The 24,380-nt window shown below is 45.0% G+C and carries 17 protein-coding genes and 1 pseudogene; 5 read left to right on the top strand and 13 right to left on the bottom strand.

Annotation, left to right across the window (positions count from 1 at the left end):
• Positions 1 to 13: 13 nt before the first annotated feature.
• Positions 14 to 1,861: a peptidase M3 gene (locus tag KW548_21785; GenBank protein ID QXX08283.1), complete on the top strand. Its 1,848-nt coding sequence runs from the start codon at positions 14 to 16 to the stop codon at positions 1,859 to 1,861.
• Positions 1,862 to 2,050: 189 nt separating this feature from the next.
• Here KW548_21785 and KW548_21780 read toward each other — a convergent pair whose 3' ends face one another.
• From KW548_21780 to KW548_21760, 5 genes are all read right to left on the bottom strand, one after another.
• Entirely contained in the window at positions 2,051 to 3,424 is a 1,374-nt protein-coding gene (locus tag KW548_21780) for a YjiH family protein (GenBank protein QXX08282.1), read from the bottom strand.
• Between the two features lie 293 nt (positions 3,425 to 3,717).
• The gene (locus KW548_21775) at positions 3,718 to 4,617 is read right to left on the bottom strand and encodes an AraC family transcriptional regulator (protein QXX09499.1); all 900 of its coding nucleotides are present in this window, start codon (positions 4,615 to 4,617) and stop codon (positions 3,718 to 3,720) included.
• A gap of 71 nt (positions 4,618 to 4,688) precedes the next feature.
• Positions 4,689 to 7,778: an efflux RND transporter permease subunit gene (locus tag KW548_21770; protein ID QXX08281.1), complete on the bottom strand. Its 3,090-nt coding sequence runs from the start codon at positions 7,776 to 7,778 to the stop codon at positions 4,689 to 4,691.
• The gene (locus KW548_21765) at positions 7,775 to 8,917 is read right to left on the bottom strand and encodes an efflux RND transporter periplasmic adaptor subunit (GenBank protein ID QXX08280.1); all 1,143 of its coding nucleotides are present in this window, start codon (positions 8,915 to 8,917) and stop codon (positions 7,775 to 7,777) included. Before KW548_21765 ends, KW548_21770 begins: the two co-directional genes overlap by 4 nt.
• A complete protein-coding gene (locus tag KW548_21760; GenBank protein QXX08279.1) occupies positions 8,907 to 9,794 on the bottom strand; it encodes an ABC transporter six-transmembrane domain-containing protein in 888 nt (295 codons plus the stop codon). The genes KW548_21765 and KW548_21760 overlap by 11 nt, the downstream gene beginning before the upstream one ends.
• Before the next feature lie 409 nt (positions 9,795 to 10,203).
• On the opposite strand from KW548_21760, the gene KW548_21755 reads away from it, so the two are divergent.
• Both KW548_21755 and KW548_21750 read left to right on the top strand, forming a co-directional pair.
• Positions 10,204 to 11,391, top strand: coding sequence for an acyl-homoserine-lactone synthase (locus tag KW548_21755; protein ID QXX08278.1), 1,188 nt, complete (start codon positions 10,204 to 10,206; stop codon positions 11,389 to 11,391).
• Between the two features lies 1 nt (position 11,392).
• Positions 11,393 to 13,906 (top strand): hybrid sensor histidine kinase/response regulator, encoded by a 2,514-nt coding sequence (locus KW548_21750; GenBank protein ID QXX08277.1) that lies wholly within the window; start codon positions 11,393 to 11,395, stop codon positions 13,904 to 13,906.
• A gap of 229 nt (positions 13,907 to 14,135) precedes the next feature.
• Here KW548_21750 and KW548_21745 read toward each other — a convergent pair whose 3' ends face one another.
• From KW548_21745 to KW548_21725, 5 genes and pseudogenes are all read right to left on the bottom strand, one after another.
• Entirely contained in the window at positions 14,136 to 15,134 is a 999-nt protein-coding gene (locus tag KW548_21745) for a succinylglutamate desuccinylase/aspartoacylase family protein (GenBank protein QXX08276.1), read from the bottom strand.
• 13 nt (positions 15,135 to 15,147) lie between these two features.
• Positions 15,148 to 15,576, bottom strand: a complete 429-nt coding sequence (locus KW548_21740; GenBank protein ID QXX08275.1) for a MarR family transcriptional regulator — start codon at positions 15,574 to 15,576, stop codon at positions 15,148 to 15,150.
• A gap of 258 nt (positions 15,577 to 15,834) precedes the next feature.
• Positions 15,835 to 16,740 (bottom strand): DMT family transporter, encoded by a 906-nt coding sequence (locus tag KW548_21735; protein QXX08274.1) that lies wholly within the window; start codon positions 16,738 to 16,740, stop codon positions 15,835 to 15,837.
• 1 nt (position 16,741) lies between these two features.
• Positions 16,742 to 17,484 (bottom strand): annotated as a pseudogene (locus KW548_21730) (2OG-Fe dioxygenase family protein).
• A 12-nt stretch (positions 17,485 to 17,496) separates the two neighbouring features.
• A complete protein-coding gene (locus KW548_21725; GenBank protein ID QXX08273.1) occupies positions 17,497 to 18,711 on the bottom strand; it encodes an argininosuccinate synthase-related protein in 1,215 nt (404 codons plus the stop codon).
• A 105-nt stretch (positions 18,712 to 18,816) separates the two neighbouring features.
• On the opposite strand from KW548_21725, the gene KW548_21720 reads away from it, so the two are divergent.
• Positions 18,817 to 19,728 (top strand): LysR family transcriptional regulator, encoded by a 912-nt coding sequence (locus KW548_21720; GenBank protein QXX08272.1) that lies wholly within the window; start codon positions 18,817 to 18,819, stop codon positions 19,726 to 19,728.
• Positions 19,729 to 19,950: 222 nt separating this feature from the next.
• On the opposite strand, the gene KW548_21715 is transcribed toward KW548_21720, so the two are convergent.
• Positions 19,951 to 21,558 carry an NAD(P)/FAD-dependent oxidoreductase gene (locus KW548_21715; protein ID QXX08271.1) on the bottom strand — a complete coding sequence of 536 codons (1,608 nt, stop codon included), beginning with the start codon at positions 21,556 to 21,558 and terminating at the stop codon, positions 19,951 to 19,953.
• 205 nt (positions 21,559 to 21,763) lie between these two features.
• On the opposite strand from KW548_21715, the gene KW548_21710 reads away from it, so the two are divergent.
• On the top strand, positions 21,764 to 22,087 hold the full coding sequence (locus KW548_21710; GenBank protein ID QXX08270.1) for a ferredoxin family protein: 324 nt from the start codon (positions 21,764 to 21,766) through the stop codon (positions 22,085 to 22,087).
• A 65-nt stretch (positions 22,088 to 22,152) separates the two neighbouring features.
• Here KW548_21710 and KW548_21705 read toward each other — a convergent pair whose 3' ends face one another.
• Both KW548_21705 and KW548_21700 read right to left on the bottom strand, forming a co-directional pair.
• Positions 22,153 to 22,890, bottom strand: a complete 738-nt coding sequence (locus KW548_21705) for an RNA methyltransferase (GenBank protein ID QXX08269.1) — start codon at positions 22,888 to 22,890, stop codon at positions 22,153 to 22,155.
• A gap of 137 nt (positions 22,891 to 23,027) precedes the next feature.
• The gene (locus KW548_21700; protein QXX08268.1) at positions 23,028 to 24,206 is read right to left on the bottom strand and encodes an MFS transporter; all 1,179 of its coding nucleotides are present in this window, start codon (positions 24,204 to 24,206) and stop codon (positions 23,028 to 23,030) included.
• Positions 24,207 to 24,380: the final 174 nt, after the last annotated feature.

Here is a 24,380-nt window from a genome sequence, read left to right as displayed (position 1 = left end):
TTTATGGACTGAAATGACTGCCACTCAATACCTCAAAGATCTCAACCAGCGTTACCTAGACGTTCATCGAACCAAAGAAGATTTGTTCTGGGACACCTATATGGGGATCAGCAACGAACATGATCGTTATACGACTGCGCAAACCGCATGGACGCATTTCCTAAGTAATGCCGAGCAGATTGCTACTATCGAACAACAGCTCAGTACACTCAATGAAATAGCCGATACAGAAGAACGCAACCAAACTCAAATCGGGCTTGAAGGCTGGCTAGCCACTTTTCGCTCACATGCTATCGAAGGAGATAAAGCTCAGGCCCTTAAGACGGAACTGATCGAATTTGAAACTGCACTGTTTGAGAAAAAACAAAACCATGCGCTGGTTTACGTCAACGAACAGGGAGATCACGTTGACGCTTCTTTACCGGCACTGCGCTCAACCATAATGGCAAACGATAATGAAGCCGTACGCCAGTCAGCACATCAAGCATTGCTAGATCTTGAGCAATGGCTCCTCGGTAATGGCTTTATCGATTTAGTCAAACTGCGCAACCAGTTTGCTCGCTCGTTAGGGTACGACAATTTCTTCGATTACTCTGTACTGAAAAACGAAAAAATGACCACCTCTGAGTTGTTTGCCATTCTGGATGATTTCGAGCAGCGGACCAGACAAGTTAATCTCACCAGCTTAGATAAACTCGCTAGTGAGAAAGGTCAAAACGCACTTACGGGCTATAACTTCAATTACTCCTTTTCTGGCGATTCAATGCGTGAGTTGGATCCATACGTACCGTTTTCCAAGTCACTCAGACGCTGGGTAGAATCTTTTAGCCGGCTAAACATTGATTACTCTGGTGCAGAGCTCACTTTGGACTTGCTGGATCGTCAAGGAAAATACCAAAATGGTTTTTGCCACGGCCCTATTCCTTCGTTTTATGACGATGGGCGATGGGTCGCGGCCAAGGTCAATTTCACCAGTAATGCAAAACCCGATCAGATTGGCAGCGGTTATGATGGTATCAACACCCTTTTCCATGAAGGTGGTCATGCCGCGCACTTTGCCAACGTCAAGATGAACTCGCCTTGTTTTTCTCAAGAGTTTGCACCGACGTCGATGGCTTACGCCGAAACTCAATCCATGTTCTGTGACAGCCTGCTGAATGATGCCGACTGGCTGAAACAATACGCTCTGGATGTGGACGGTAATCCAGTTCCAGACGAGATCATTCAATCGATGATCAATTGTAGCCAGCCGTTTAAGGCGTATCAGGAGCGCAGCATTTTAGTGGTGCCTTACTTCGAAAAAGCCTTGTATCAACTTAGCGATGAGGAACTGACGGCGGAACACATTACGGCTTTAGCACGTCAGTGTGAGAAGCAGATTCTGGGACTAGAGTGCAGTCCTCGCCCATTGATGGCGATTCCTCACTTACTTTCTGATGAGGCATCCTGTGCATATCACGGTTACTTGCTAGCCAACATGGCAGTGTATCAAACACGAGCTTACTTCCTCGACAGGTTTGGGTATCTGACTGACAACCCTGAAATCGGTCCCTTACTGGCAGAACATTATTGGCGTGCAGGCAATCAATTATCTCACAATGACACCATCAAGAGTCTGACGGGAGAAGGCTTCAATGCCAAATATCTTGCCGAGGCATGCAGCCTCACTGCCGATCAAGCGTGGGAAATTCAAAAGCAAAAAATTGCCGACTTAAATGATCGTGAACAAATCGATGCCGCACCGTTAAATGCAAAGATCAGCATCGTTGATGGCGCCAATTGTTTAGCTGATAACGATACCTCTGACGATCTGATGTGTAAGCAGTTTGAGCTCTATATAGAAAAAACATACGGCTGTTGATCATCCATAATGAGTCAGTCTAAGAGCTGGCTCAAGCCGATGCGCATAATACAGATGTCAATAAACATCGTATACCCTAGCTCTCGGGCATGAGCTTATACCAGCTTTGATGATAAATAGCCCATAAACAAATTAGCCCGCTAAGTCAGACGTAGCGGGCTAGTTCATTAGGCAGTGTCAATCAACGCATTAGAAGATCCAATGTGCGACCAACACAATGATTGGCAGCGTAACTAGCGTTCTTAGCAGGAAGATAGCGACCAACTCCAAAAAGTTCACAGGGACTTTACTGCTTAGAATCACAGAACCAGTCTCTGACATGAAAATCAGCTGAGTTACGGACAATGCTGCCACAACAAACTTGGTCAGATCGGCATTAATCGTCGACGCTGCGATGATCGAAGGTACGTACATATCAGCAAAACCAACTAGCATGGTTTCCGCAGCGACTGCTGCTTCCGGAACATTCAACGCGTTTAGCAGTGGAATGAACGGTGCACCCAGTAATGAGAATAATGGCGTCGTTTCAGCAACAACCAGACCTAAAGTACCGATTGCCATAACCACAGGCAGCACGCTGATTACCATGTCCAGTGCATTGTGCACACCTTCTTTAGCAACCGCCCCAAGGCTTTTCACTTTGCTTGCTCTGTACAACGCCAACTTCAGGCCAAAGCCCATAACCGATTGACCCGCTGGCACCAATTCATCATTACGATTAGGCTCAGTACCATCAATGTACAGGTCTTTCTTATACGATAACGGTGGCAGGTACTGAATCACCATCGCGGCAATCACACCGGACAAACAGATAGAGAAGTAGAACGGGACAAAGAAATTCTCTAAGCCAACCTGAGTTAATACCACCAGCGAGAAAGAAATCCCAACCGGAGAAAACATAGTCGCGACAACCGCTGCTTCACGCGCAGTGTATTTTTTATCTTCATATTGCTTACTGGTCAGAATCACCCCAACGGTGCCATCACCTAGCCAGGAGGACATACAGTCAATCGCAGCACGACCTGGCAAACGGAAAACCGGGCGCATAAAACGGCTCAGAACAGTACCGAGCAACTCAAGCAAACCAAAGTTGAGTAACAGTGGCAGCAGCAAACCAGCCAGGAAGAAAGTCACCAGTAAAGAAGGCAGAAGGTCATTAAGAACCAGACCACCCGTGTTGCCGTTCCAAATCACTTCAGGCCCGATCTGGTGTAATGCCATAAGAGTGAATACTGCACCTAAAACTCGAACGACTAGCCAAACTGGCGTCAGAACAAACAGTCTTGTCATCAATGCAGATTGAGTCACAAAAGTTGGCTTGATGAGACTGGCAAGAATAGAAATGACAGCAGAAAAACAAATCACAGCGGTGACAGTTGGTAAAATCGCATCTCCAAGGATCGCTTTGACGCCTTTCGCCATAAGCGCTAGCGGAAAGGTGAAGTTGCCATCAATGGTTAACGGTGCAAGGAAAAAGAAAAGACCCAACAAAGACGGAATGGCGAACATCAATATGTTGCGACTGTTTTTGTGGTTCTCTTCGGCTAAAAGTGTATCACTCATCTGACTGCTCCCTAGATGACTATAATTTCACAATTAGTGAATAAGTTATCGTTGCCGCAATTATAACGACAAAGATTTCACACTCAAGCAAATAATGAAAAGTAATTCACCAAAAACGCATAATAATATAAATCAATACGTTATGGAGCTAAGCAAATTGGTGGCATTTTGTACATATAAACTTTAACAATAAACACAGACTCTTTAATCCCTCTCTTTTATACCGAGCGATAATATGACTATTTATGCAACAACCACAAGAGAAGTTATTCGAATGAACCCGATGAATAGAGTTAGCGGATAATAGGTATCTGAAATGAAAACGTTGCCCCTCCTGTTAAGGTCAACTCAATATCACAAACCATTTCAATCAAAAAAGCGTTGCCATCAATTTCCAACTTCTGTTCGTCTACGATCTCAAACAGCGCTTCTACAGCAGCACTGTAAGCAACATCAGAAATCAGATACACCTCAGCGCACAGGTAGTACCCTTCAGGAATCACAAAATCGTAGATAGCTTCGTCGACTTGCCAATCACCAATGAAGGTCTCAATTTGGTCCCATACTTTTTCAAGTTGGTTAATAGGTGTTGCGCCGAGTAAATTGACTGTTTTTTTGCCATAGATTTCGATCACCGAATCCCAGTCAGGATCTTCCAGAGCGATCTTTTTCATCCCTCGCTGAGGGTACCAAATCAACTCAGTTGGCATAGACTTGGCCAGCTCGCTTTCAATCGACTGCTGAGCGCCGGGATGAGCAAGCTTAGCAATAAAATCAGCCGTCTCTCGCGGTGTGGATTCATAACCCATTTTGCGAATTTGTTTCGCCGTCACACCAAGCTCTCTCTTTAAAGCCTTACCTAAGGCTTGCGAAGAAGAGAAACCACAATAGTGAGCTACCTCCATCACACTCCAAGGTTCATCATTAAGCAGCAGATTCACCGCAACTTGCAGTCGTAATCGGCTGAGATACTGCCCCGGGGTCTCATGGAACAATTCGCTAAACTGGCGATGGAAATGATACGGCGATATTGCGCTCTCAGTAGCAATTTGCTCCCACGTTCTGTGTTCTGCCAGCTCGTCATGCATCAACTTCAATGCGTGGGCAAAGCGGTTTCTCAGATGCTCTGGCAGCGGTTCTAATAACGCAATTTCAGGCACCAGTTTAAATGCAGGTTTCTCTTGTTGTGACATAGATACGGGCCTCACTGGAGCGACAGAATCACTATCGCCCGTCAACCGGATAAAATCAATCACGCTCAGCATTAAGCTCCCTCCAATGCCAATTCATCTTCGACAGGCTTTGGCGCTTTACGACTGGTCATCCCCAGCAGTATTGGTATCAGAAGCAGGGTTACAGCCGTAGCAAATAGCTCACCAAACACCAATGAAACCGCTGCAGGTTTTAAGTACTGCGCTTGCTCTGCGGTCTCACTGAGTAGCGGCAGCAAACCACATACCGTTGTAATAGTCGTGAGGAAAATCGCCCTCAATCGACTGGTACCAGCCGTGATCAAGGCCTGTTTAAGCGGCACACCGCTACGATACTCAGCATTAAAGCGCGTGATCAGTACCAATGAGTCATTGATCACTATTCCCGTCATTGCCATCATGCCGAACATAGACAGCAAACTGATTGGCAGATCCATCAAGTAGTGACCGAAAATAGCGCCAGCAAAACCAAATGGAATCACTGCCATGATAATGAACGGCTGCCAGTAAGATTTCAGCGGAACCGCCAACAAGATGTAAATCAGCAGAATGGTCAAAATCATCGCAGAGCGGAAGCCGTCTGAAACTTCACCAATCTCTTCAAATTCGCCGCCTGCTTTGATCTGAACCCCTGGATACTGCTGATGCAGCGTTTTGATCTCAGGGCTAAGCTGAGCCATAGTCTGCTCAGGCGCCTGAACGTCTCGGTTCTGCTTCCAATAGAGGTTTACCACTTGCTCACGATTACGTCGGTAGAGGATCTGAGGCTCCTGCTCATGACGAAATTCAGCAATATCACCGAGTAAGACACTCTTTCCTTTAGGCAGCAATACCATAGTCTGCTCAAGCTGAGCGAGGGTTTTACGCTCTGAACGAGGGTATTGCAGCAGCACCTTGGTTTCTTGGCCTTGTTCCAACAAGCGATGAATTTCTCGCTCACCAAATGCCTCACCCGCCAATCGCGCCAATTTGTCTTGCGTCAATCCGAGCTGCTGACCGTATTTATTCAACACTAACCGCACCTGAGGCTGGCCGCTTTTACCGTCATCATAAATATCCGCTACGCCAGGCAAAGCGGCCAGTTTGTCCGCCAATTGACGACTGACGCGCTTAGCGAGCTCTAGGTCGCTGGACGATATCGAGATGAATGTTCCACCAGCAGGCGCCTCAGCCGCACTAAACTGAACTGAATATGCTCCTTCAATACTTCCAGTATGAGTACGCCAACTATCGGTCAGTAAATTACCCGGCAAGAGGCTCAGGGCTTCACTGGTTAGCTCAGCGGTCACTTCCACCTCTCCATAACCATCGGACCACGCAAGCAGGTTGACCAAGGGTGACTGGCTCAACGGATAGTCTCGCATCAGCTCGTCTTCGACGTTGATCATCGCCTGTTCGATTTGATCTAAAGCTTTCTTTTGTAGAGGTAAAGGGGCACCGTCTTCTAGCTCAACTTTCGCGGTAACGTATCGACCCGGTATTTCGGGGAAAATGGCACTTCGGATCGTCCCAGTAGACCACATGCCATACGCCAGTACGATCGCGGCGACAAAAACCAGCAGTGACGCCAGTTTGTAATCCAGTACCTTCTCCAAAGTAGGTTTGTACACTCTGAAATTGAACCACTCCAAACCGCCTTGAGCGACAGACTGAATGCGAGAGAAAATGCCATTAGGTTTTTTATTCAGGGACAACTGCGCTAGGTGCGATGGCAGAATGAATTTACTTTCAATCAGAGAGAAGATCAGCGCAAATATCACCACAGCGGAGAACCCAGCCAGAATCTTGGCAAAATCGTTGTTAATCCAAAGCATTGGCGAAAATGCCGCGATGGTGGTCAAAACACCGAATACCGTTGCAACGGAAACCGAGTGCACGCCGTGCCACGCTGCTTTGCGCCCACTCGCATGTTTACCTCGTTGCTCGTGAATGGCCTCGCCTACGACAACGGCATCGTCAACTAAAATCCCCAACACCAGAATAAAGCCAAACAACGTGATGTCATTGATGCTGTAGTTAGCCAATTGCATCGCCCCTAAGGTACCTGCGATAGCGACTGGTATACCTACGGCTACCCAAAATGCCAATTTCAGCTCTAGAAAAATGCCTAGTAGCACCACAACAATCAAAAGGCCTTGCCACGCATTATCACCGAGCCTGAACAGTTGCTCTTCAATATAGGGCGCCATGTCTGCCATGGTATTCAGCTCAATGTCTGAAGGCAGGATTTTGCGTTGCTGAGCCAAGGTATCCTTAATTGCATCGCTCACTTTCAGCAGGTTGTCAGTCTGGCTGGTGCTGATCAGCAGAGCGATTGCGTTGATGCCATTATTACGGACGATGGAGCCACTGCGCTCATAGCCACGACTCAGCGTAGCGATGTCACCTAAATAGACGGTACCGGATGGACGAGAGACGATCGCCAGACGACGCAGCTTCTGTACGTCATCGGCGTAGCCATCACCACGGATGACCATGCGGCCCTTGTCACTGATCAGCTCACCCGTGCGAGACTCAAGTGACATCTGTCCGATGCTGGTGGCTAAATCTTCCAGACTCAAACCCAGTTTCTTGAGCTGTGCTGGATCTGGCTCAATAATAAGTTGTGGCTTGCGACTTCCCCAGTTGGATACTTTAGAAATCTTGGGATTACTTTTTAGCGCTTGCTCGACCTGTCTTGCGATGGGTTGAAGTTGCTCATCGCTGCGTGGCCCCGAAACGACAACAAAGGCGGCCAAGTTAGTAAATTCATTTCTAACCACCTGCGGCTTTTCAGCTTGAACAGGAAAACCATTGATCGCATTCACTCGGTTACGTACATCATCCAGCAGCTTATTGAGGTCGGCGCTGCTGGTTTTGCGTATAACAACACTCGACATACCAGCGCTAGACTGACTGGTCACCTGTTTAATACCTGAAATGCCACTGATGGACTCTTCAATTCGCTGCGTAACACTCTCATCAATCTGTTTAGCTGTACCTCCCGGGTAGGCAACATTGATCACAACCGATGACGGCGCAATCTGCGGAAAAGACTCCACACGGAGTTGACCAAACGCCATAACACCACTGGCGATGATTGCAAGCATCAACAGATTCGCACCTACTGAGTTGTTGATAAACCACTTAGTCAGCCAGCTCATTGATTACCCTCCTGCTTCGCGACCAATATCTGCGCAGCTTGAGGAGCGACTTGCTTCCCCGGTAGCATCGACAGCAGTGGGTACACCACCACCTGACGTGCCTTAGCGCTATCCTGATCAAAGCGGACATAAACCTGATTACGCGCTTGCCCTATTTGCGTAATCCACTCTTTCTGCAATCGGTTCTGCTCATCAAGTGTCCAGACGTATCCATCTCGTGTGATCGCACTGAGTGGCAAGGTCACAATTTCTGGCCGTAGCCCGAGACTAACGATGACTTTCACCTGCTGATTAGGCAGTAAACGAGTCATTCCCTGATAAGGCTCGCGAACAGACAAAACCACTTGTCGCTGACGTGTGGTTGGATCAGCTTGGGGCGAGACATATCGAACCTGTGCCTGCCACTCGCTACCATCTCGATTCACAATTGTGATCTCAGGTTGACTGAGCGCCGATTGGACCTGCTGCCAATGAAGTTCCGAAACAGGCAATTCGACATCCAGCGAGTCGCTGGCGGCGAGTTCAAAAGTCACCTGACTGGCTTCCAACCATTCACCGGGGCTGATGTTACGACGCATGATCACAGCATCAAACGGCGCTGCAATACTTGCTTCCTCAAGCAACTTTGCTGCACTGGTGTACGCCTGTTTTGCCTGCACCAACTCTGCCTTGGCTGCCAACACCTGTGGCTCACGGCGAGCAAACGGTGAGCTTTTGGTCGGTGATAGCATTTTTAACGCGACCGTTTGTTCGTGCTGTGCCTGTTTAAGGTTTAGCTCTGCCTGCTTAACGCTGCTGTTCGCCTGAGCCAGATTAGACTCTAAAGCGCTGGTGTTGAGCTTCGCCAACAAGGTCCCTTTTTTCACCAGTACGCCCGGTTCGATATCGGGATTCAACCACGCTAATTGAGCGCTACTTGAAGCCTTAAGCTGAATCGGCCAACGCGCAGTGGTGGTTGCCAGCAAAGTCAATTTGGAATCGTGATCTTCCGGCGTCACTTGCAGTACCGAAACGGGGGTTTTGCTCGGCGCTTTTTGCTCAATCACAACTGGCTGAGGCTCTAAAACATCTACAACCACCAATGCCGCGAAAATTGCCCCACAGCCAGCTAATATTGCAAGAGTCTTTTTAAATTTCATAAGGCTTCTCCTCTACAGCCAATTGAGCGGGGTTTTGATTGAGTCGTTGGCTGATCTCCATCAGGCGCGACAAGGTTTGCAGTGTGATAGGCAGCATCACTGCCGTTTCCACGAATTCCAGTGAGTAAGTTACGATGGAAAAAACCTGACCCACAGTAGGATCAGTAAGAATGCTCACCATCCAAAGGTTGGTTAGGACTGCGGCAAATAAGACTATAAAGATCAGCCCATACACCAGCGCTTCGGTATCGGACAATTTGATTTCACAGCGTTTCAAGCGTTCAAAGTGCGTTCTAATCGCCGCGAAAGGCTGACCGCTAAGCACGCGAACCTGTTGCTCTAACTGATCGTTTAACGCGCCATTAAGTCGCGTAAATGTTTGATGAAACAGAGCATAAATCAGCAGCATACTCAGCCCTGCGACCAACACGCATAATGCAAGTTTGATGTGAAAAGTGGCGAGAATGACAACCGTAGCGACCAACTGCACAACGGCAGTAATCAGCGATGGTAAATCTTCCTCTAGAAAATCCACCAGCTCGCGGGACATGGACAGTCGGGCATCTTTGACTGAGATTGATTGACCGCGCAAATTACGCTCAACCAAATTGGACAACCGCACTCGGATCCCGCCATAAACACGAGTATCGTAAAAACGACGGGCAACACTGAGTACCACCAGTACAAATAAGATCGCGGCAAACATAAGTAACGGCTGCAAGTTTTGTTTGAGCACACCATCAATAGCAAAGCCAATAAACAGCGGCAGCAAAATCATAAATACGTTCTCAGCCAGTACCATCAGCCAAGTCAGCATGACTTTAATGGGACTCAGCCGGATAACGGACCGAAGTGTGATGGGTTGATTGAACAGCATTATTGACCCCACAAATAAATGTGATGCCAGTATTACCAATTATTAATCAGAAAAAGTGTCCCAAATTGCTGTTTTGGTCGCCCCGCTTAGAAAACCACTTTATTTTCGTCACTAATAGACTTCATCATAGTGATAGCATTGTCATTATATCGCGTCACATATTTGATACCTTAACAGGCAAACAAGAAATGGTAATATATACACAGCTCTCTAAGAATTAACTTCGCTTAAATTTTACTTTCACTTGCCGGTCAACTTAATGGGTAATATGGCGTACACTAAAATTAAAAATATCACCAAAAATGCTGCTCACGTCGCTTTTCTTAGCATGGCAACACGCACACCCTCATGATATATTTGAAAATTATAAAACAAATAAAAATTATCAATATTATCAATAAGGTACGTCATGACGCTTGATTTTAATCTGGATGTTCTATCGAATAAAAATTTGCCCATTAAAGAAAAGAAACAAAGTCTGATTGACCTTGTTCTTACTCATTGTAGCAAAAAACAAAGAGCTGAAATTTTTCTTAGCGTAACTAACATGCGTAAAAAGCAGTTGGTTACTCTGTTCCCAAAATATAGATTGCGAAGCCTTTCAACACTATTTGAATTAATGGACTATCATGACTTAATAACACAGTATCCTAGTTCATTTCCTGAAAATATCCGTAATTTAGAATATCAAGCTTCATGTTGTTTCTCTCACTGGCTAGACTTTTGGTGTCAATGTGAAATAGAAGCGATAAAAAAAGATTCTACGGCTATCAATCAAGTTAATTCAGATAACAAAATATCATTCGACGATAATGATTATGCTTGTATGTTAGTTGACAAAATCGAGAATTCAGGACTAATCGTCAAAATGCCCGGTTATGCCAACATTATGTCGCTTAAAGATGCAATTACCCTTAGTAACCTAGAACAATTTGTAAAGGGTGAGAAGTGGTATGAGATGCTGCCTCTACTTTCCTTATCACAAAAAGGAAAACACTTTATCCTCTATAAAGACAACCCTAATGAACCATACCCTACTCTGGTCGCTTCTGCACTCGTACAAGATTGGGACAATCAAACCAACTGGCTAAGTTACACTCCTCAATTTACTAATAACAAATGGACATTTTGCTTACCCAATCAAGCATACTATGAATTTTATCACTACCGGCTATTTGACAACCAATCCTTACCATCTTGTGACTCTCTTTCAGAGTTTGACCATTACTTTAAGCGTACGCTATCAAACACAGAGCAAGTATGTGAAGTTTTACGTTTAGCCGTCAATGGAAGCACCCAGCAAAAGCTCTACTTTTTATACTTAGCACAGAAAAAACTCATGAACTTAATGCATAAGAGTGGATATAAATTTGGCTTTACAGTTATAGAGCAGGTTTTTATGCTAAACTATTACCAATCAATTAGTGAAAATGCATACTTCCATGCGGGTTATTGTGATATAAATGACGACCATAGAATCACTTACCGTGGTTTCTGGAATTTTGAGAAGATGGCGGAAGCATTAAACAATACTCAATTCCGTGAATATAAACGAGCCGTGTTTTCACAGAAGCAACTATGTTCCTTAAATGAATGATATGTCTGACTTAGATTCAATTGTTATACTTTACCCTAAATCAATAACCCTGATTATTGTAATAGCAGCAGTGCTACTATGGATTATTTATTATTGCTTTAGAGTCAAAAATAATGAAAAAATCATAGGCTCATATCATGCCTCTTATATTGCCTATTCTCTATGTATTATTTCTTGGATAGGCTGTAATTTTTACTTTCATACCGGACTTCTTCCTTATCTAGGTCATGATATGGGTGTTTTCATGGCTAAACTGGCGAACCTCGCCTCTTTTTTCGCCTTCGCCTTTGCTTACTATCTATCATGCCAACTAGTCGCAGATAAGAAGAAGTCCAAAGTACCACTGTGGCAAAAAACCACTTTCATGATTGCTTCTGCATATGCCATATATATTAATGTTCAATCAGGACTAACCGTAAAAAACATACAAATCGAGGGGCCAAGTCAGTTTGTCTTAATTTTTGGACCTCATACCTTTTACTTTTTTATTATTCTAGTGCTCTTTGTGTTACTTACGCTAGTAAACCTGATGGCAATGAGAAGCAATATAGGTAGAATCGCGCAGGCCAAAAACAGCTACATGATTGCTGGTATTTTAATCTTTATGATATCTACCGTAATCATACACCTTGGTGTTACCTATTTCTTTGGCGATTTTTCTCTAACGTGGCTACCTCCAGTGTTGTCTATTAGTGAAACTCTACTCTTTGGCTATGCCTTATTAACAACCCGCTTCTACAGCTTCAAATATCTGGTATACACAACAACAAGTGCGCTTTTAGTCAGCGGAATTTTCGCCGTTTTTTTAAGCTATGTTTTCGCCCCATTAGTGCACAAAGATGCCTTATTCTTGATCCCAGCGATTGCATTTATTGGTACGACTTGGCATTTACTTTACAAGCACATCAGTCGCTATGTCTCTCTGCTTATCTATGGAAACAAGAATACTCTAGTACAGCAAATTCTCGCATTAGAGGAAGACTTCAAGTTATCCATTGATGATGCGATGGAACGTTTGAGTTGTTTACTCAATATTCCTAACGATAAGTTACGATTGGTCACCAGTGATGATGCTGATTCCAGCTACAAAGGTTTTATCTCTTCCAATGACTCAATATTGTTGTTAGATGAACTGTCTGAAATCAATGAAAATAGACGTGATTTAAAGAGCCCGGTAAAAGCACTATGTGATGAGATGACTTCCAATAATATCGCTTTGGTTATGCCCCTGTCCGATCAGTGTCAATCGATAACGCACTTGCTCATTTCATCGCACAAAATCAACAAACAACTTTTCTCCAGTGAAGAGATTTCAGCCCTAAAAATACTTTTAAGTCGCATACAAAGCTCGATTGAAGCCGATCAAAAAATTAACCAAAACCGGGTACTCGCTCATTCTATCGCTCATGAGATGCGTAATCCTCTCGCACAAGTGCAATTGAAGTTAGAGGCACTAAAACAGCGTATTTATAACAATGGACCAATAGAACAGACCCAGATTGATATAGAGGATAGCTTACAAGCGATACTCCGAGGTCGACAGTTGATCGACCTGATTCTTCGAGAGGTCAACAGCTCTGTCACAGAACATGATTTAACAACATTTACTTCTATTCACACAGCGGTTAAGTATGCCGTAGATCAATACGGCTTTGAAAATAGTGTGCTCATGGAAAGAATCCAACTCCCTGAACACACTGATTTTGTAATTAAAGTGAACGAAACACTCTTCAACTTCGTTATCTTTAATCTGATCCGCAATGCGGTTTACTATTTTGAAGAATACCCAAATAGCTGCATTGAGATGAGCACCCATACAGAGTTGTATGGAAATGTACTTGTTTTTCGGGATACAGGACCAGGAATCGATGAGTCGGTTGCAGATAAGATCTTCGATGATTTCTTCTCTTACCAAAAGAGTGGCGGAAGTGGCCTCGGTCTGGGTTATTGTCAGCGCGTCATGCGCTCATTTGGAGGCAAAATCGAGTGTCGATCAAAGCTAGGAGAATTTACAGAATTTCATTTGTATTTTCCTATCGCACCAAATGCTCCTGCTTTAGACACATTCGATATACCTGACTTGGCAAACAACCCTAAAACTCAACACAATTCCCAACAGTCACACGAGGCAAACGTTGATGTTCACAACGATGGACCGACCGTACTTATCGTTGATGATCAAAAAGTCCAACGCTCCCTTGCACAAATGTACTTGAATCAGCTTGGAATCAATAGCATACAAGCAAATAACGGTAAAAATGCTATTGACGTATTTAAAACGACCCAAGTCGATCTTGTTTTAATGGACATTCAGATGCCTGTGATGAACGGGTTTGATGCAAGTCGGCAAATCAAACAGCTTTCGCCCGAGACTCCCATTATCGCTTTGTCTGGTGAAACAGGAGACATAGAACTGGAGAAGATTTACCACCTAATGGATGGTCGCTTGGATAAGCCTACAACGCTACCCGCACTGAGACATGTTTTGGCGGACCGATTCGAAGCCATAACTTAACCTTACGGACCCCGTTTAACAACAAGTTATGCTCCGACTGACGATGACTGATTGCACACCACAATCTAAGGTCAACACTCAGTACCGCAATATTTATTCAGGTATCAGCGCTAATGTTTAACAGTTGAAGCCTTTTTTACCAAGTAGCCATTATCATACGAGCAAAGACGATGATGTTTTCACCGCTCAATCTCACTGTCCATGGGACGATAATCATGGCAAGTCATAATCAATCTATAAGACGAACAATCAATGAACCAGGCGCTCGCACGGATTCGACATTGTGACTAATGACTGTCGCTCTTATTGGAGAGTAATAGATCTGAATTTCATCACCAAAACTGTTGTACTGAGTTGCCAAAATCTGCCCCTGCTCGACTAACTCCATCAACTCAACATGGCACACAACAAACCCTCCCTGCTCCGCCCGAACACTGGTAATTCGCACTCCTTCAAGACAAGGGAAGTCGGCAATAGCAAGGTCGCCGTCAATCAGCGCGTAATCTTTAAAAATGTTAAGGACACCATTAGTGGCACGCTGAATCATCTCCAAGTCCGTGTATCGTCCTATCCCCACTTCAATGGTGATGGATGGAATATCAGCTCGGTTATACACTGTTTCTAAAATGCCAGGATCTCCAGGGTCATTGAGAATCACATCAGAGTTGATAAGCCTTGCCATACGAATCGAATCATCCAAGCGATAGTCAGCAAAAACATATAAGGGATAAGCAGAGCCACTAGTTTGAGAATGAAGATCGATAGCCAGATCCGCATTGGGTTTCAGCAAGTTCTCCCAAAGACTATTCGCATAACGGCTAGCATCATCGCCATGTGGGTTACCAGGGAACACACGGTTAAGGTTGGCCGAAGAGCTATCGGGGGCAGCAGAGTGAAAATCTCGACTATGCCTTGCGATGCCAGAAAGGTTAACGGTAGGCACTATGGTAATACAGCCGCAAATAGATTGACCTTCCAGCTCACGTGCTAATTTTTGTGCTGTTAGAATTCCATTTTGCTCGTCACCATGAACTCCTGCGGTAATCATGATACGTTTACCCGGCTTATCACCTTTAAACACACGTACAGGCAATGTCTGCGGATGGCCAATAGCATCTGTGGCAACCGCAAACCAGAACTTGTGCTCCCCAGGTTCCAATGCATTCACGTCCAACGCTTGTATTGTTGGATACATAGGGACAATGCATTCATTTAGTGGCTTAGTCATTAATTCCTCTCCCTCAAACAGCAACAACCATTTTTTGCAGCAGGCGAATGATTTCACCACGTTCTTCAGGTTCAAGTATGCTAAGCAACTTTTGATTAATCGCAATAGGGATAGGGACCAAGGTATCCTTTAACGCTCTTCCCTCATTGGTCAAATAAATACGAAAAGCGCGACGACTGTTGGGGTCAGGGTGACGCTCAACCAAGCCTAAACTTTCCAACTTATCAAGAGTGCGAGTTGTCGTTGAATTTTCCACTTTAGATTTCTGAGCGATATCGCGTTGAGTCACGCCTTCTTCTTCCCACAAACACATAAGAGTCGGCCAAAGGGCAAGTGTTAACCCATGCTTCTTTAGTTCCGTGTCCAAGGTTTTTGCTGCATCATTCGCCACTACATTGATCAGCCAACCAAAGCTGCTTTGTCTATCAAACGTCTCACTCATTGATGAGTTCTCTCAACCAGTAAATTTATAAAGAAAAGGCAATAATTGTCATGGTAACTGATGTCGCTATAACTAGCACTAGCAAAGCTTAAAGTTGAGAAACAAACACATGACCATAAGACGCGAGCACGTCCTTCTGAACACCACTGTATCGTCGATAAGAGGCATAACTGGGTTCAACTGCTGTTGAAAATCAGCCCATAGGACTTGATTAGCTTAAGTCGGTAGTAAAAAGCGGACCCAATAGTCCGCTTTGCTTTAAGATTCCTTTGTCGAGGTAACCACCACACTAAATAGAATCAGAGCCCCGCCTAAGATTTGTATCGTACTGAGCGATTCTTGCAACCAAACCATGGCGAAAATGGCGCCGAAAAGCGGCTCACTGCCCATCAGCAAGGAAACGCGCGTTGGAGACGTGCGGCGCACTGCGTAGTTCTGAACATAAAATGCAAACAAGGTACAGAACAAGACGAGGTAGGTGACTGTCAGCCAAAACTCAAATGAAGCAGGAATAGCAAATTCAGATGCGGGCAAATACGTCACTGCACAGACAATAGCCACCAATGCCACCACTAAAGATTGAAGTGACGTTAACGTTGATGTGGTGATCGCCTTACCTTCCGTAAACCGCTTGGTCATAGTGACCATCAATGCACGAAGGAAAGCTGCCGTGAGAATAAAGTAATCGCCACTGTTTAGAGAAAACTCTACCGTCTCTTTGCTAGTGAGTAACAAAACACCAACCACACTACAAACCGTTAAACCCCATAAGGTGTTGCTGATCTTCTTCTTATTAATAAACAGCTCGGCGAAAGCGGTCAGAATGACAGATAGACTGATCAAAAACGCAGCGTTAGATGCTGAGGTCTGGGAAACCCCAAACACTTCACAGAAAAAAATCGCCGATAGAATAAAACCGGTGGGAATCGCTATCTTCCAGTCTTTATTCAATCCTCGGCGAAAGTCTCGAATCACCACAGGTAGCATACACAAAAAGGTGATCGAAAATCGTATCGAGATAAACAACAAAACACTCGTATAGACCAAAGCACTTTTAGTCAGGCCGTAACTCGTTCCCCAAAATACCGCTACGAGTAGAAGTAGCAACTCTGTGAGGGGAAACCTCACACTTCCTTTTTTTAACGAATCAGCAGCCGTTGTCATCTCAATCCTCCATCCGTGTGAATGCTATTACGAGTACGTCCCTATACGCGCACTTTTCCAAATCAACGGGTGTAATCGGCGAGACTTCATGCATCGTCTGCTTATCATCCGCCAACACTAAATCAAAAGTTTTATCCAACATGAGCTCTTCGCGCAAACATCGGTTCGCGTCGGTAATTTTGGTCACTCCCCCATAACGTTCACTCGATTGATCATCAGAGAAGCAATAAAGGTCACACCGTCACGATGAAGCCCTTCAGGTGTCGGCTGCCCTTGTTGCGAACCATTAGTGACAATTCGATACGGGTGTAGACGAATGTTCCAGTTAACGGATGTATTTAACGCGGCATCATAGATATCACCCAACATCAACAGCAGTCTCTCCAACAATACGGAAGTCACAAACTTATCACTGAGCGGTGCAAAATGACGCTCAATATCGCCGTTCAATGAATTGATAAAGGCTGGTTGAACATAAGGCTCATGAGGGAGCATGCTAATCTCGCGTTGAGCCGCCAATTTCGTAAACTGACCATAGCGCCGATAACGATAGGTCCCTCCGTCTGCCATATAGTTGTCGCGTTCCAATGTGCTCCAGCATTGCTTAAAACGCACGACCTCATCAACATTGGTCTCTAGTAACACTGTCATTTGCCGGCCAGTGACAAAAACATAATCATCATTTTTCAATGTATTAGCTATGCCAGAGAGAATCTCTGTTGTCTCATCCTGAGTAAAATTCATCGGTCGCGGTTCCTATGCTAACTGACGACTTGACCTAGATTGATCGGTAAGCTCAATGGCACGTTGAGCTCTCTGGCGAGCTACATCAATCTCCCATTCATCCCTATCGCGAAGATACTTTGGCTCATCGGCCACAATGCCAGAGGGCATGAAATGCCCTCTAGACAATTGAAAAGAGACACTGCCAGAAACGAACTCGGCAGTGTGAGCGATGAACGCATAGCTTGCACATTGCAACAGGCTTCCCCATCGGCCTTCTACGGCCTCCTGAGTCCACATATCGTTATGCAATGCCTTCGCTTTGAGAACATCTGTAGGTAAAGTTGCCGTTTCCAGTAACTTATAAGCCTTTATCAGAACTAAGGCGGCGGGCGCTTCTCGCACCTCTAGTACCTTTTCATCCTGATCGAGATGGTCGAACCCTACAAAACGACCAATCTCATACGCGCCAACGTAGTTGTTAATGAAGGCAATTAACTCGAGTAAATTAATCGGTTTATCGTTCAGTGTAACGGGATAGCCCTTTCTGAAACCGATTTTAATTTGATCATTGTCCAATTGTTTCTCTGGTTGCCACTTTGACCAGGTAAACAAAGAATCTGAAACCACAAAACTTTCCGGATCGTCCAAAACACCAGATTCAAACTCTCGGCACCACAAGTTGGAATCACCGCTAATATTTCTAGACTTGAATCCAACTAAACCGGAATGAAACAGGGCCTGCGCTTTATCTTCACGAGACAGTGCCGAGTATTCATATGGCGAACCGTAATAACCGCCAAAACCCGATTTTTCAATCGCACCGTTTAAACGACGCAGACTATTTTGCGACTGATTTGCAGTGTGGATAATAGCGTCACAATTCAGTAGGTCCGCTAACTCGACTGCTTTTTTCACAATGATAGGTCGCGAAAGAGAAGAGCTGACTGGATAGTCATTCAAATACATAGCTTGAGCCTGAATCGCTGAGACTAGGCTATGTTCAACAAATTCCTGTCTTGCATCGATGATCTTGAGGTCAAAACCATAGTGATCCGTGATTAATTTTAACTTTGAGTGTTCTATCCCATCACCCAAATCAACGGCAACCGCCGTGACCTTCACATCACAATTCTTTAGCAGATCCAGCACATAAGAGCTGTCTAGCCCACCACTAAATAAGGTCAAGATATGATTAGCCACCTTCGCAACGGTCTTAACATCGCCGATGCTTCTTATTTTTTTCACACATCCGTCCTTGAATCATTCTGCGATACTGTCAATTGACTTAATTAGTATCCATAAGTAACTTTGACGAAACAATATAGCCTAAATGCAAAGGATAATTGCACTGTGGACACAAATAAACTAATCCCTCTCTTATCTGAGATGGCAATTTTCGTCAATGTGGTCGAGTCTGGAAGCTTTTCTGGAACGGCTAAGAAGCTAGGGGTTTCACCTTCTTCGGTAAGTCGTTCCATCACCCGCTTGGAAAATGCATTGCAGGAAAAGCTGCTTGAGAGAACCACTAGACAGATGCGTCTAAGTACAACCGGACAAGAGGTCTACAGTTTATGTAGCGACATGATGAACTCAGCGAAAATGGCCATCTCTGCGGCTCAGGTAGATAAAACCGATATTTCAGGTTCTTTGCGTGTGGCCGCACCCAAAGCACTCTCTCGGCAAGTTTTAATGCCGATGCTTCTCGACTTCATTGACCATTTCCCCAATATTTCTTTACAACTCAAAGTGGCTGATCACTATATTGATCCTATTGGTGATGAGGTAGACGTCATAATCCACATAACCGATAACCCTACTGAGGGCTTGATTGCTAGGCAACTCGGCCAGTGTCGTTTAGTGATGTGCGCCAGCCCTGCTTACTTACAAAGCAATGGTACGCCAACTCACCCCGAAGACATTGATCAGCACAATTGTTTATGTTTAGGAGAAAATCCGAAGGATAGAGTGTGGGAATTTACCAACAACAAAAAAAAACTATCGATGAGCGTCACTGGATCATTCGCCGTAAATCACAGTGAAATTAGACGCGAAGCCGTTTTGCGTGGTGTCGGGATCTCAGTGTTTCCTGAATTTGCGATTCAATCTTACATAGACTCTGGGCAAGTGATAGAAGTGTTGCCTGATTGGCACGTAGGAGGGAACTATCAAGGTAAGATCATCGCTCAATATGCGCAATCTAAGTATATTCCAAGCCAAATCAAAACTTTTATCGAGTATCTACAAGACCGTTTTAATCAGTAACCCAAGCAAAAGCCCAAGGCAAGTTCTGGTTTTGTTCTGTAGCCTACAAGCAGGAGCGCTCGTTATTATTCGATGCATAGAACAGAATATCTCCGAGTTGACAGTCAAATTGAATTCAATGTGGGTGTTAAATGGAACATAGATTAGCTAAGGGATAGCAACAGGTTGGCTCCTCTGTTAGTACAGAAGAGCCGAAGAGTTTGCTTACGTGAATGACGCCTTTTATAGATCGGACACCATCGCCTTGGACAGAGCTTCCGCAACCTTAATCCCATCAATACCAGCAGAAAGGATACCCCCTGCGTAACCAGCCCCTTCACCCGCGGGGTAGAAACCTTTTAGGTTAATGCTCTGGAAATCTTTGCCACGCTTGATACACACCGGTGACGAGGTACGAGTTTCAACCCCAGTGAGCAAACCATCCTCAGAGGCAAAGCCTTTAATCTTCTTATCAAACGCTGGAATGGCTTCTCGAATCGCCTCGATTGCAAACTCCGGTAGCGCTTTAGAAATATCTGTCAGATGGATACCTGGCGTAAATGATGGTTGAACGTCACCGAGCTCACTTGGATTGCGACCTTTCAGGAAATCACCAATTTTCTGCGCTGGTGCATCATAGTTCTCACCACCTAGAACATAAGCACCTGACTCTAGCTCACGCTGGAAACGGATACCAGCAAGGGGATCACCAGGGTAATCACGCTCAGGATCAATACCTACCACGATGGCACTGTTTGCGTTGCGTTCCGAGCGCGAATACTGGCTCATACCATTAGTCACAACGCGACCCTCTTCTGACGTTGCGGCAACCACTGTGCCACCCGGGCACATACAGAAGCTGTATACGGTGCGGCCATTCTTACAATGGTGAACTAACTTATAGTCCGCAGCACCTAAAATTGGGTTACCTGCGTTAGGACCAAAACGTGCTTCATCAATCGTCGATTGCTTATGCTCAACACGGAAGCCCACAGAAAACGGCTTAGCTTCCATATAAACGCCACGGTCGTGCAGCATTTCAAAGGTGTCACGCGCACTGTGTCCAACCGCTAACACAACATAGCGAGATTGAATCTCTTCACCGTTCGATAACGTTAGACCTGTAATTTGGTCTCCATCCATGTGGATGTCATCAACACGGGTGCTAAAGCGAATTTCACCACCCAACTCGATGATTCTCGCACGCATTTTCTCAATCATGGTCACCAGTTTAAAGGTACCAATATGTGGTTTACTGACGTATAGAATTTCTTCTGGAGCGCCCGCTTCCACGAACTCAGTAATCACCTTTCTTCCGTAGAAGTTTGGATCTTTAACCTGACTGTAGAGTTTGCCGTCGGAAAACGTACCTGCGCCACCCTCACCGAACTGTACATTGGATTCTGTGTTTAGAGTACGTTTGCGCCAAAAGCCAAATGTATCCTTGGTACGCTCACGAACTTCTTTACCTCGCTCGACCACAATCGGCTTAAAGCCACTTTGCGCTAGAATCAACGCAGCAAACAAGCCACAAGGGCCGAAGCCGATAACCACCGGACGTTCAGTGATGTTCTCTGGTGCCGTAGCAACAAACTTGTACTCCATGTCTGGTGTCTGTTTAACATGCGGATCATCAACAAATTTCGCTAACAGTTGCTCCTCGTTTTCAACGACAACGTCAAGCGTGTAAATCAACAGAATATTTGTCTTTTTACGAGCATCGTAACCACGTCGGAATAAATTGAAAGAGATCACTTGGTCTTCAGAAATACCGAGTTTTTGGGTAATGGCGGCAATCAGTGCCTCTTCCTCGTGGTCGAGAGGGAGTTTAATTTCAGTTAAACGTATCATGTTGATGTCTCGTAATATCAGGTGTCTTAGCCAGAGTCGCTCAGCGACCAGCTCACAATGGCGCGCATTTTACGAGAATTTGAATTGTCTGTCATACTAAATCAGACCGCATCAGTAACAATAACTATGCTGGATATTGAATTTTCGCTTGGGATGAGTATTATCCCCATTCCTCAACTTTTGACTAACTTAAGAGCGGATCATCATGGCGTTCGTCGTAACCGATAACTGCATTCAATGTAAATATACTGACTGTGTCGCAGTATGCCCTGCAGATGCCTTCCACGAAGGGCCAAACTTCATGGTGATCAATCCTATTGAGTGTATTGATTGCGGCTTATGTGTTGATGAGTGTGACGCGAATGCTATTTTTCAGGAAGACGAAGTGCCTGAGGACCAAACGCTTTACGTTGAGTTAAATGCCGAACTCGCCGAACTATGGCCCGTGCAAACCGAAGTGAAGCCAGCAATGGATGAAGCTGAAAAGTGGAATGGTGTACCAGACAAGTTAGGTATGTTAGAGAAGTAAAGCTCTCTACCTTCAGATATAAAAAAGCGCAGTAAATCACTGCGCTTTTTTGCATTCAAGACTTTTTATTCGCCATGCTGGCGACGTAAGTTATCTAAAATGATCCCCGTCGCCATTGCCACGTTGAGTGACTCTGCACCACCAAAAGCGGGAATGGTTATCTTGTCTGTAACAAACTGAGCCGCTTGCTCGCGTATACCATGAGATTCGCTGCCCATCAGAAGAATACCCTCAGGGTTAAACTTCGTTTTGTGGATGCTTTCGCCTTCCAAAAAGGCGCCATATACAGGAATGCTGGCCTGCTCCAAATAGCTTGGCAGATCCAGTTGGCTGACGGTGACACGGCCAAAACTACCCATAGTGGCACTGATGGTTTTCGGGTTGTACGGGTCGGCGCAATCTTTACTCGCGACAATATGCTTGATGCCATACCAGTCAGCAACACGAATGATGGTGCCGAGATTACCAGGGTCTGACACGCCATCCAAAGCAATCATCAAGCCTTGAGCTTTAGGCACAGTAACTGCTGGGGTTTCTACTACGGCAATTGCCGCGTTATTGCTCACGAGAGTACTGGCCTTGGTCAGATCATCTAATGACGCTTCGATGCATTCAAAATCATCTAATTGCTCTTGGTTTGCGGTCAAAAAATCGCTGGTAGCAAAAATCTGTTTCACTTGCAGCTCACTATTCACCAATTCAAGTACGTTCTTCTCACCTTGGACCAAAAACAGACCATGAGCCTTGCGCTGTTTCTTTTGGCCTAAAGCACGCAGTAATTTGAGTTGGTTTTTCGAAATCATAATGTATCCAAGGTGAAAACGGGATGTTCCAGATAAAAGCGCGGCAATTATAGAGTAAAGCACCCCAGAGCTAAAGAGTCTCATCCCCCTAATCCGGCATCATAAAAAAAGCGAAGGCTAAACCTTCGCTTTTCTCTCTAGCTCCAGCGCAGTATTCGTACTTCATTGCCCTCTTCAGGCTTGGCGGGAATATTAAGCGACAAAATGAACGAAACGACCGCCATTGCCGCGCCAATGTAGAATACGGCTGACGGTGACACTAACCAGATAAGGCCAAAGGATACCGGGATAAATACCGCTGCAATATGATTAATGGTGAATGACACACCCGCTGTCGAAGCCATGTCAGCAGGATCGGCAATTTTTTGTAGATAAGTTTTGATCGCTAACGCTAAAGCGAAGAATAGATGATCAATAACATACAAGGCTGCAGCCCATTCCGCACTTTGCACTAAGCCGTAGCCGATAAAGACAAATATCAAACCTGTGTATTCAAACAACAGTGCTTTACGTTCACCCACTTTACCGATGAACTTGCCAATTCTTTTCGCGAACAGGAAGTTAAACAGGTAGTTGATCAAAAATAGCATGGTGATATCTGCCGCCGAGTAACCAAACTTCTCCACCATCAGGAAGCCTGCGAAAACAGTAAAGATTTGTCGGCGTGCACCACTCATAAACGTCAGTGCGTAGTACAACCAATAGCGCTTGCGCAGCACCAGTTTCTTATTCTGCTGAACTTGGGTTTGGAACTGAGGAAAGGCAAACGCCATCCAAATCACCAGTAGAAAACCAATACCACCAAACGTCAGATAGACCCACTGAAAATCCATGTTAAGCATCTCTAGACAGATCCAAAGCGCACCATAAGTGATTAGCGATGCCAAAGCGCCGACAGAAATAAACTTACCCAGCATCTCTGGCGCTTCCTCTTTTGAAAGCCACTGCAAAGACAGCGACTGCTTCAGAGTTTCGAAGTAGTGGAAACCTGTCGACATCAATAAAGTCGTCAGTAACAAGCCAAACAGTGAAGGGAAAAAGCCCGTAATTGCAGTACCCAAAGTGAGTGCACCCAACGCGAGTAACATAAACCTCTGTTCGCGAATGAACATCAAAACAAACACAGCGGTGAAGGCTAAGAAACCCGGGATCTCGCGGACACTTTGAAGAAGGCCAATATCAGCACCATCAAAGTTCGCTTTTTCAATCACGAAGTTGTTGAGCAGCGCCATCCAACTAGAGAAAGCGATGGGCACCACAATAGAAATGATGATCAAAAAATTCTGAGGCGTTTTCCAGCCAGCCGATGTGTTCATTTATTATTCCTTTTATGAGCTCTGAAACACCTTAAGTCTTCACCAACCAATAAACAAACTTATTTACAATTTATACGTCTTCGGCACCGCTCACGCTTCAAACGTTTCATAACTAAACTTAGGCCTATTAAAATAAGTGAAAACAATGCTTTATCTTTGGTTATTTGCTCGTTA

This window comes from Vibrio neptunius (assembly GCA_019339365.1).
Classification (GTDB): Bacteria; Pseudomonadota; Gammaproteobacteria; order Enterobacterales; family Vibrionaceae; genus Vibrio; species Vibrio neptunius.
This window is presented reverse-complemented; position numbering and strand designations above follow the sequence as displayed.

Bases quoted from the DNA above. Each gene is read 5' to 3' on its own strand.
- KW548_21785 (QXX08283.1), top strand. From the start codon at position 14: ATGACTGCCACTCAATACCTCAAAGATCTCAACCAGCGTTACCTAGAC.
- KW548_21780 (QXX08282.1), bottom strand. From the start codon at position 3,424: ATGAGTGATACACTTTTAGCCGAAGAGAACCACAAAAACAGTCGCAAC.
- KW548_21775 (QXX09499.1), bottom strand. From the start codon at position 4,617: ATGTCACAACAAGAGAAACCTGCATTTAAACTGGTGCCTGAAATTGCG.
- KW548_21770 (QXX08281.1), bottom strand. From the start codon at position 7,778: ATGAGCTGGCTGACTAAGTGGTTTATCAACAACTCAGTAGGTGCGAAT.
- KW548_21765 (QXX08280.1), bottom strand. From the start codon at position 8,917: ATGAAATTTAAAAAGACTCTTGCAATATTAGCTGGCTGTGGGGCAATT.
- KW548_21760 (QXX08279.1), bottom strand. From the start codon at position 9,794: ATGCTGTTCAATCAACCCATCACACTTCGGTCCGTTATCCGGCTGAGT.
- KW548_21755 (QXX08278.1), top strand. From the start codon at position 10,204: ATGACGCTTGATTTTAATCTGGATGTTCTATCGAATAAAAATTTGCCC.
- KW548_21750 (QXX08277.1), top strand. From the start codon at position 11,393: ATGTCTGACTTAGATTCAATTGTTATACTTTACCCTAAATCAATAACC.
- KW548_21745 (QXX08276.1), bottom strand. From the start codon at position 15,134: ATGACTAAGCCACTAAATGAATGCATTGTCCCTATGTATCCAACAATA.
- KW548_21740 (QXX08275.1), bottom strand. From the start codon at position 15,576: ATGAGTGAGACGTTTGATAGACAAAGCAGCTTTGGTTGGCTGATCAAT.
- KW548_21735 (QXX08274.1), bottom strand. From the start codon at position 16,740: ATGACAACGGCTGCTGATTCGTTAAAAAAAGGAAGTGTGAGGTTTCCC.
- KW548_21715 (QXX08271.1), bottom strand. From the start codon at position 21,558: ATGATACGTTTAACTGAAATTAAACTCCCTCTCGACCACGAGGAAGAG.
- KW548_21710 (QXX08270.1), top strand. From the start codon at position 21,764: ATGGCGTTCGTCGTAACCGATAACTGCATTCAATGTAAATATACTGAC.
- KW548_21705 (QXX08269.1), bottom strand. From the start codon at position 22,890: ATGATTTCGAAAAACCAACTCAAATTACTGCGTGCTTTAGGCCAAAAG.
- KW548_21700 (QXX08268.1), bottom strand. From the start codon at position 24,206: ATGAACACATCGGCTGGCTGGAAAACGCCTCAGAATTTTTTGATCATC.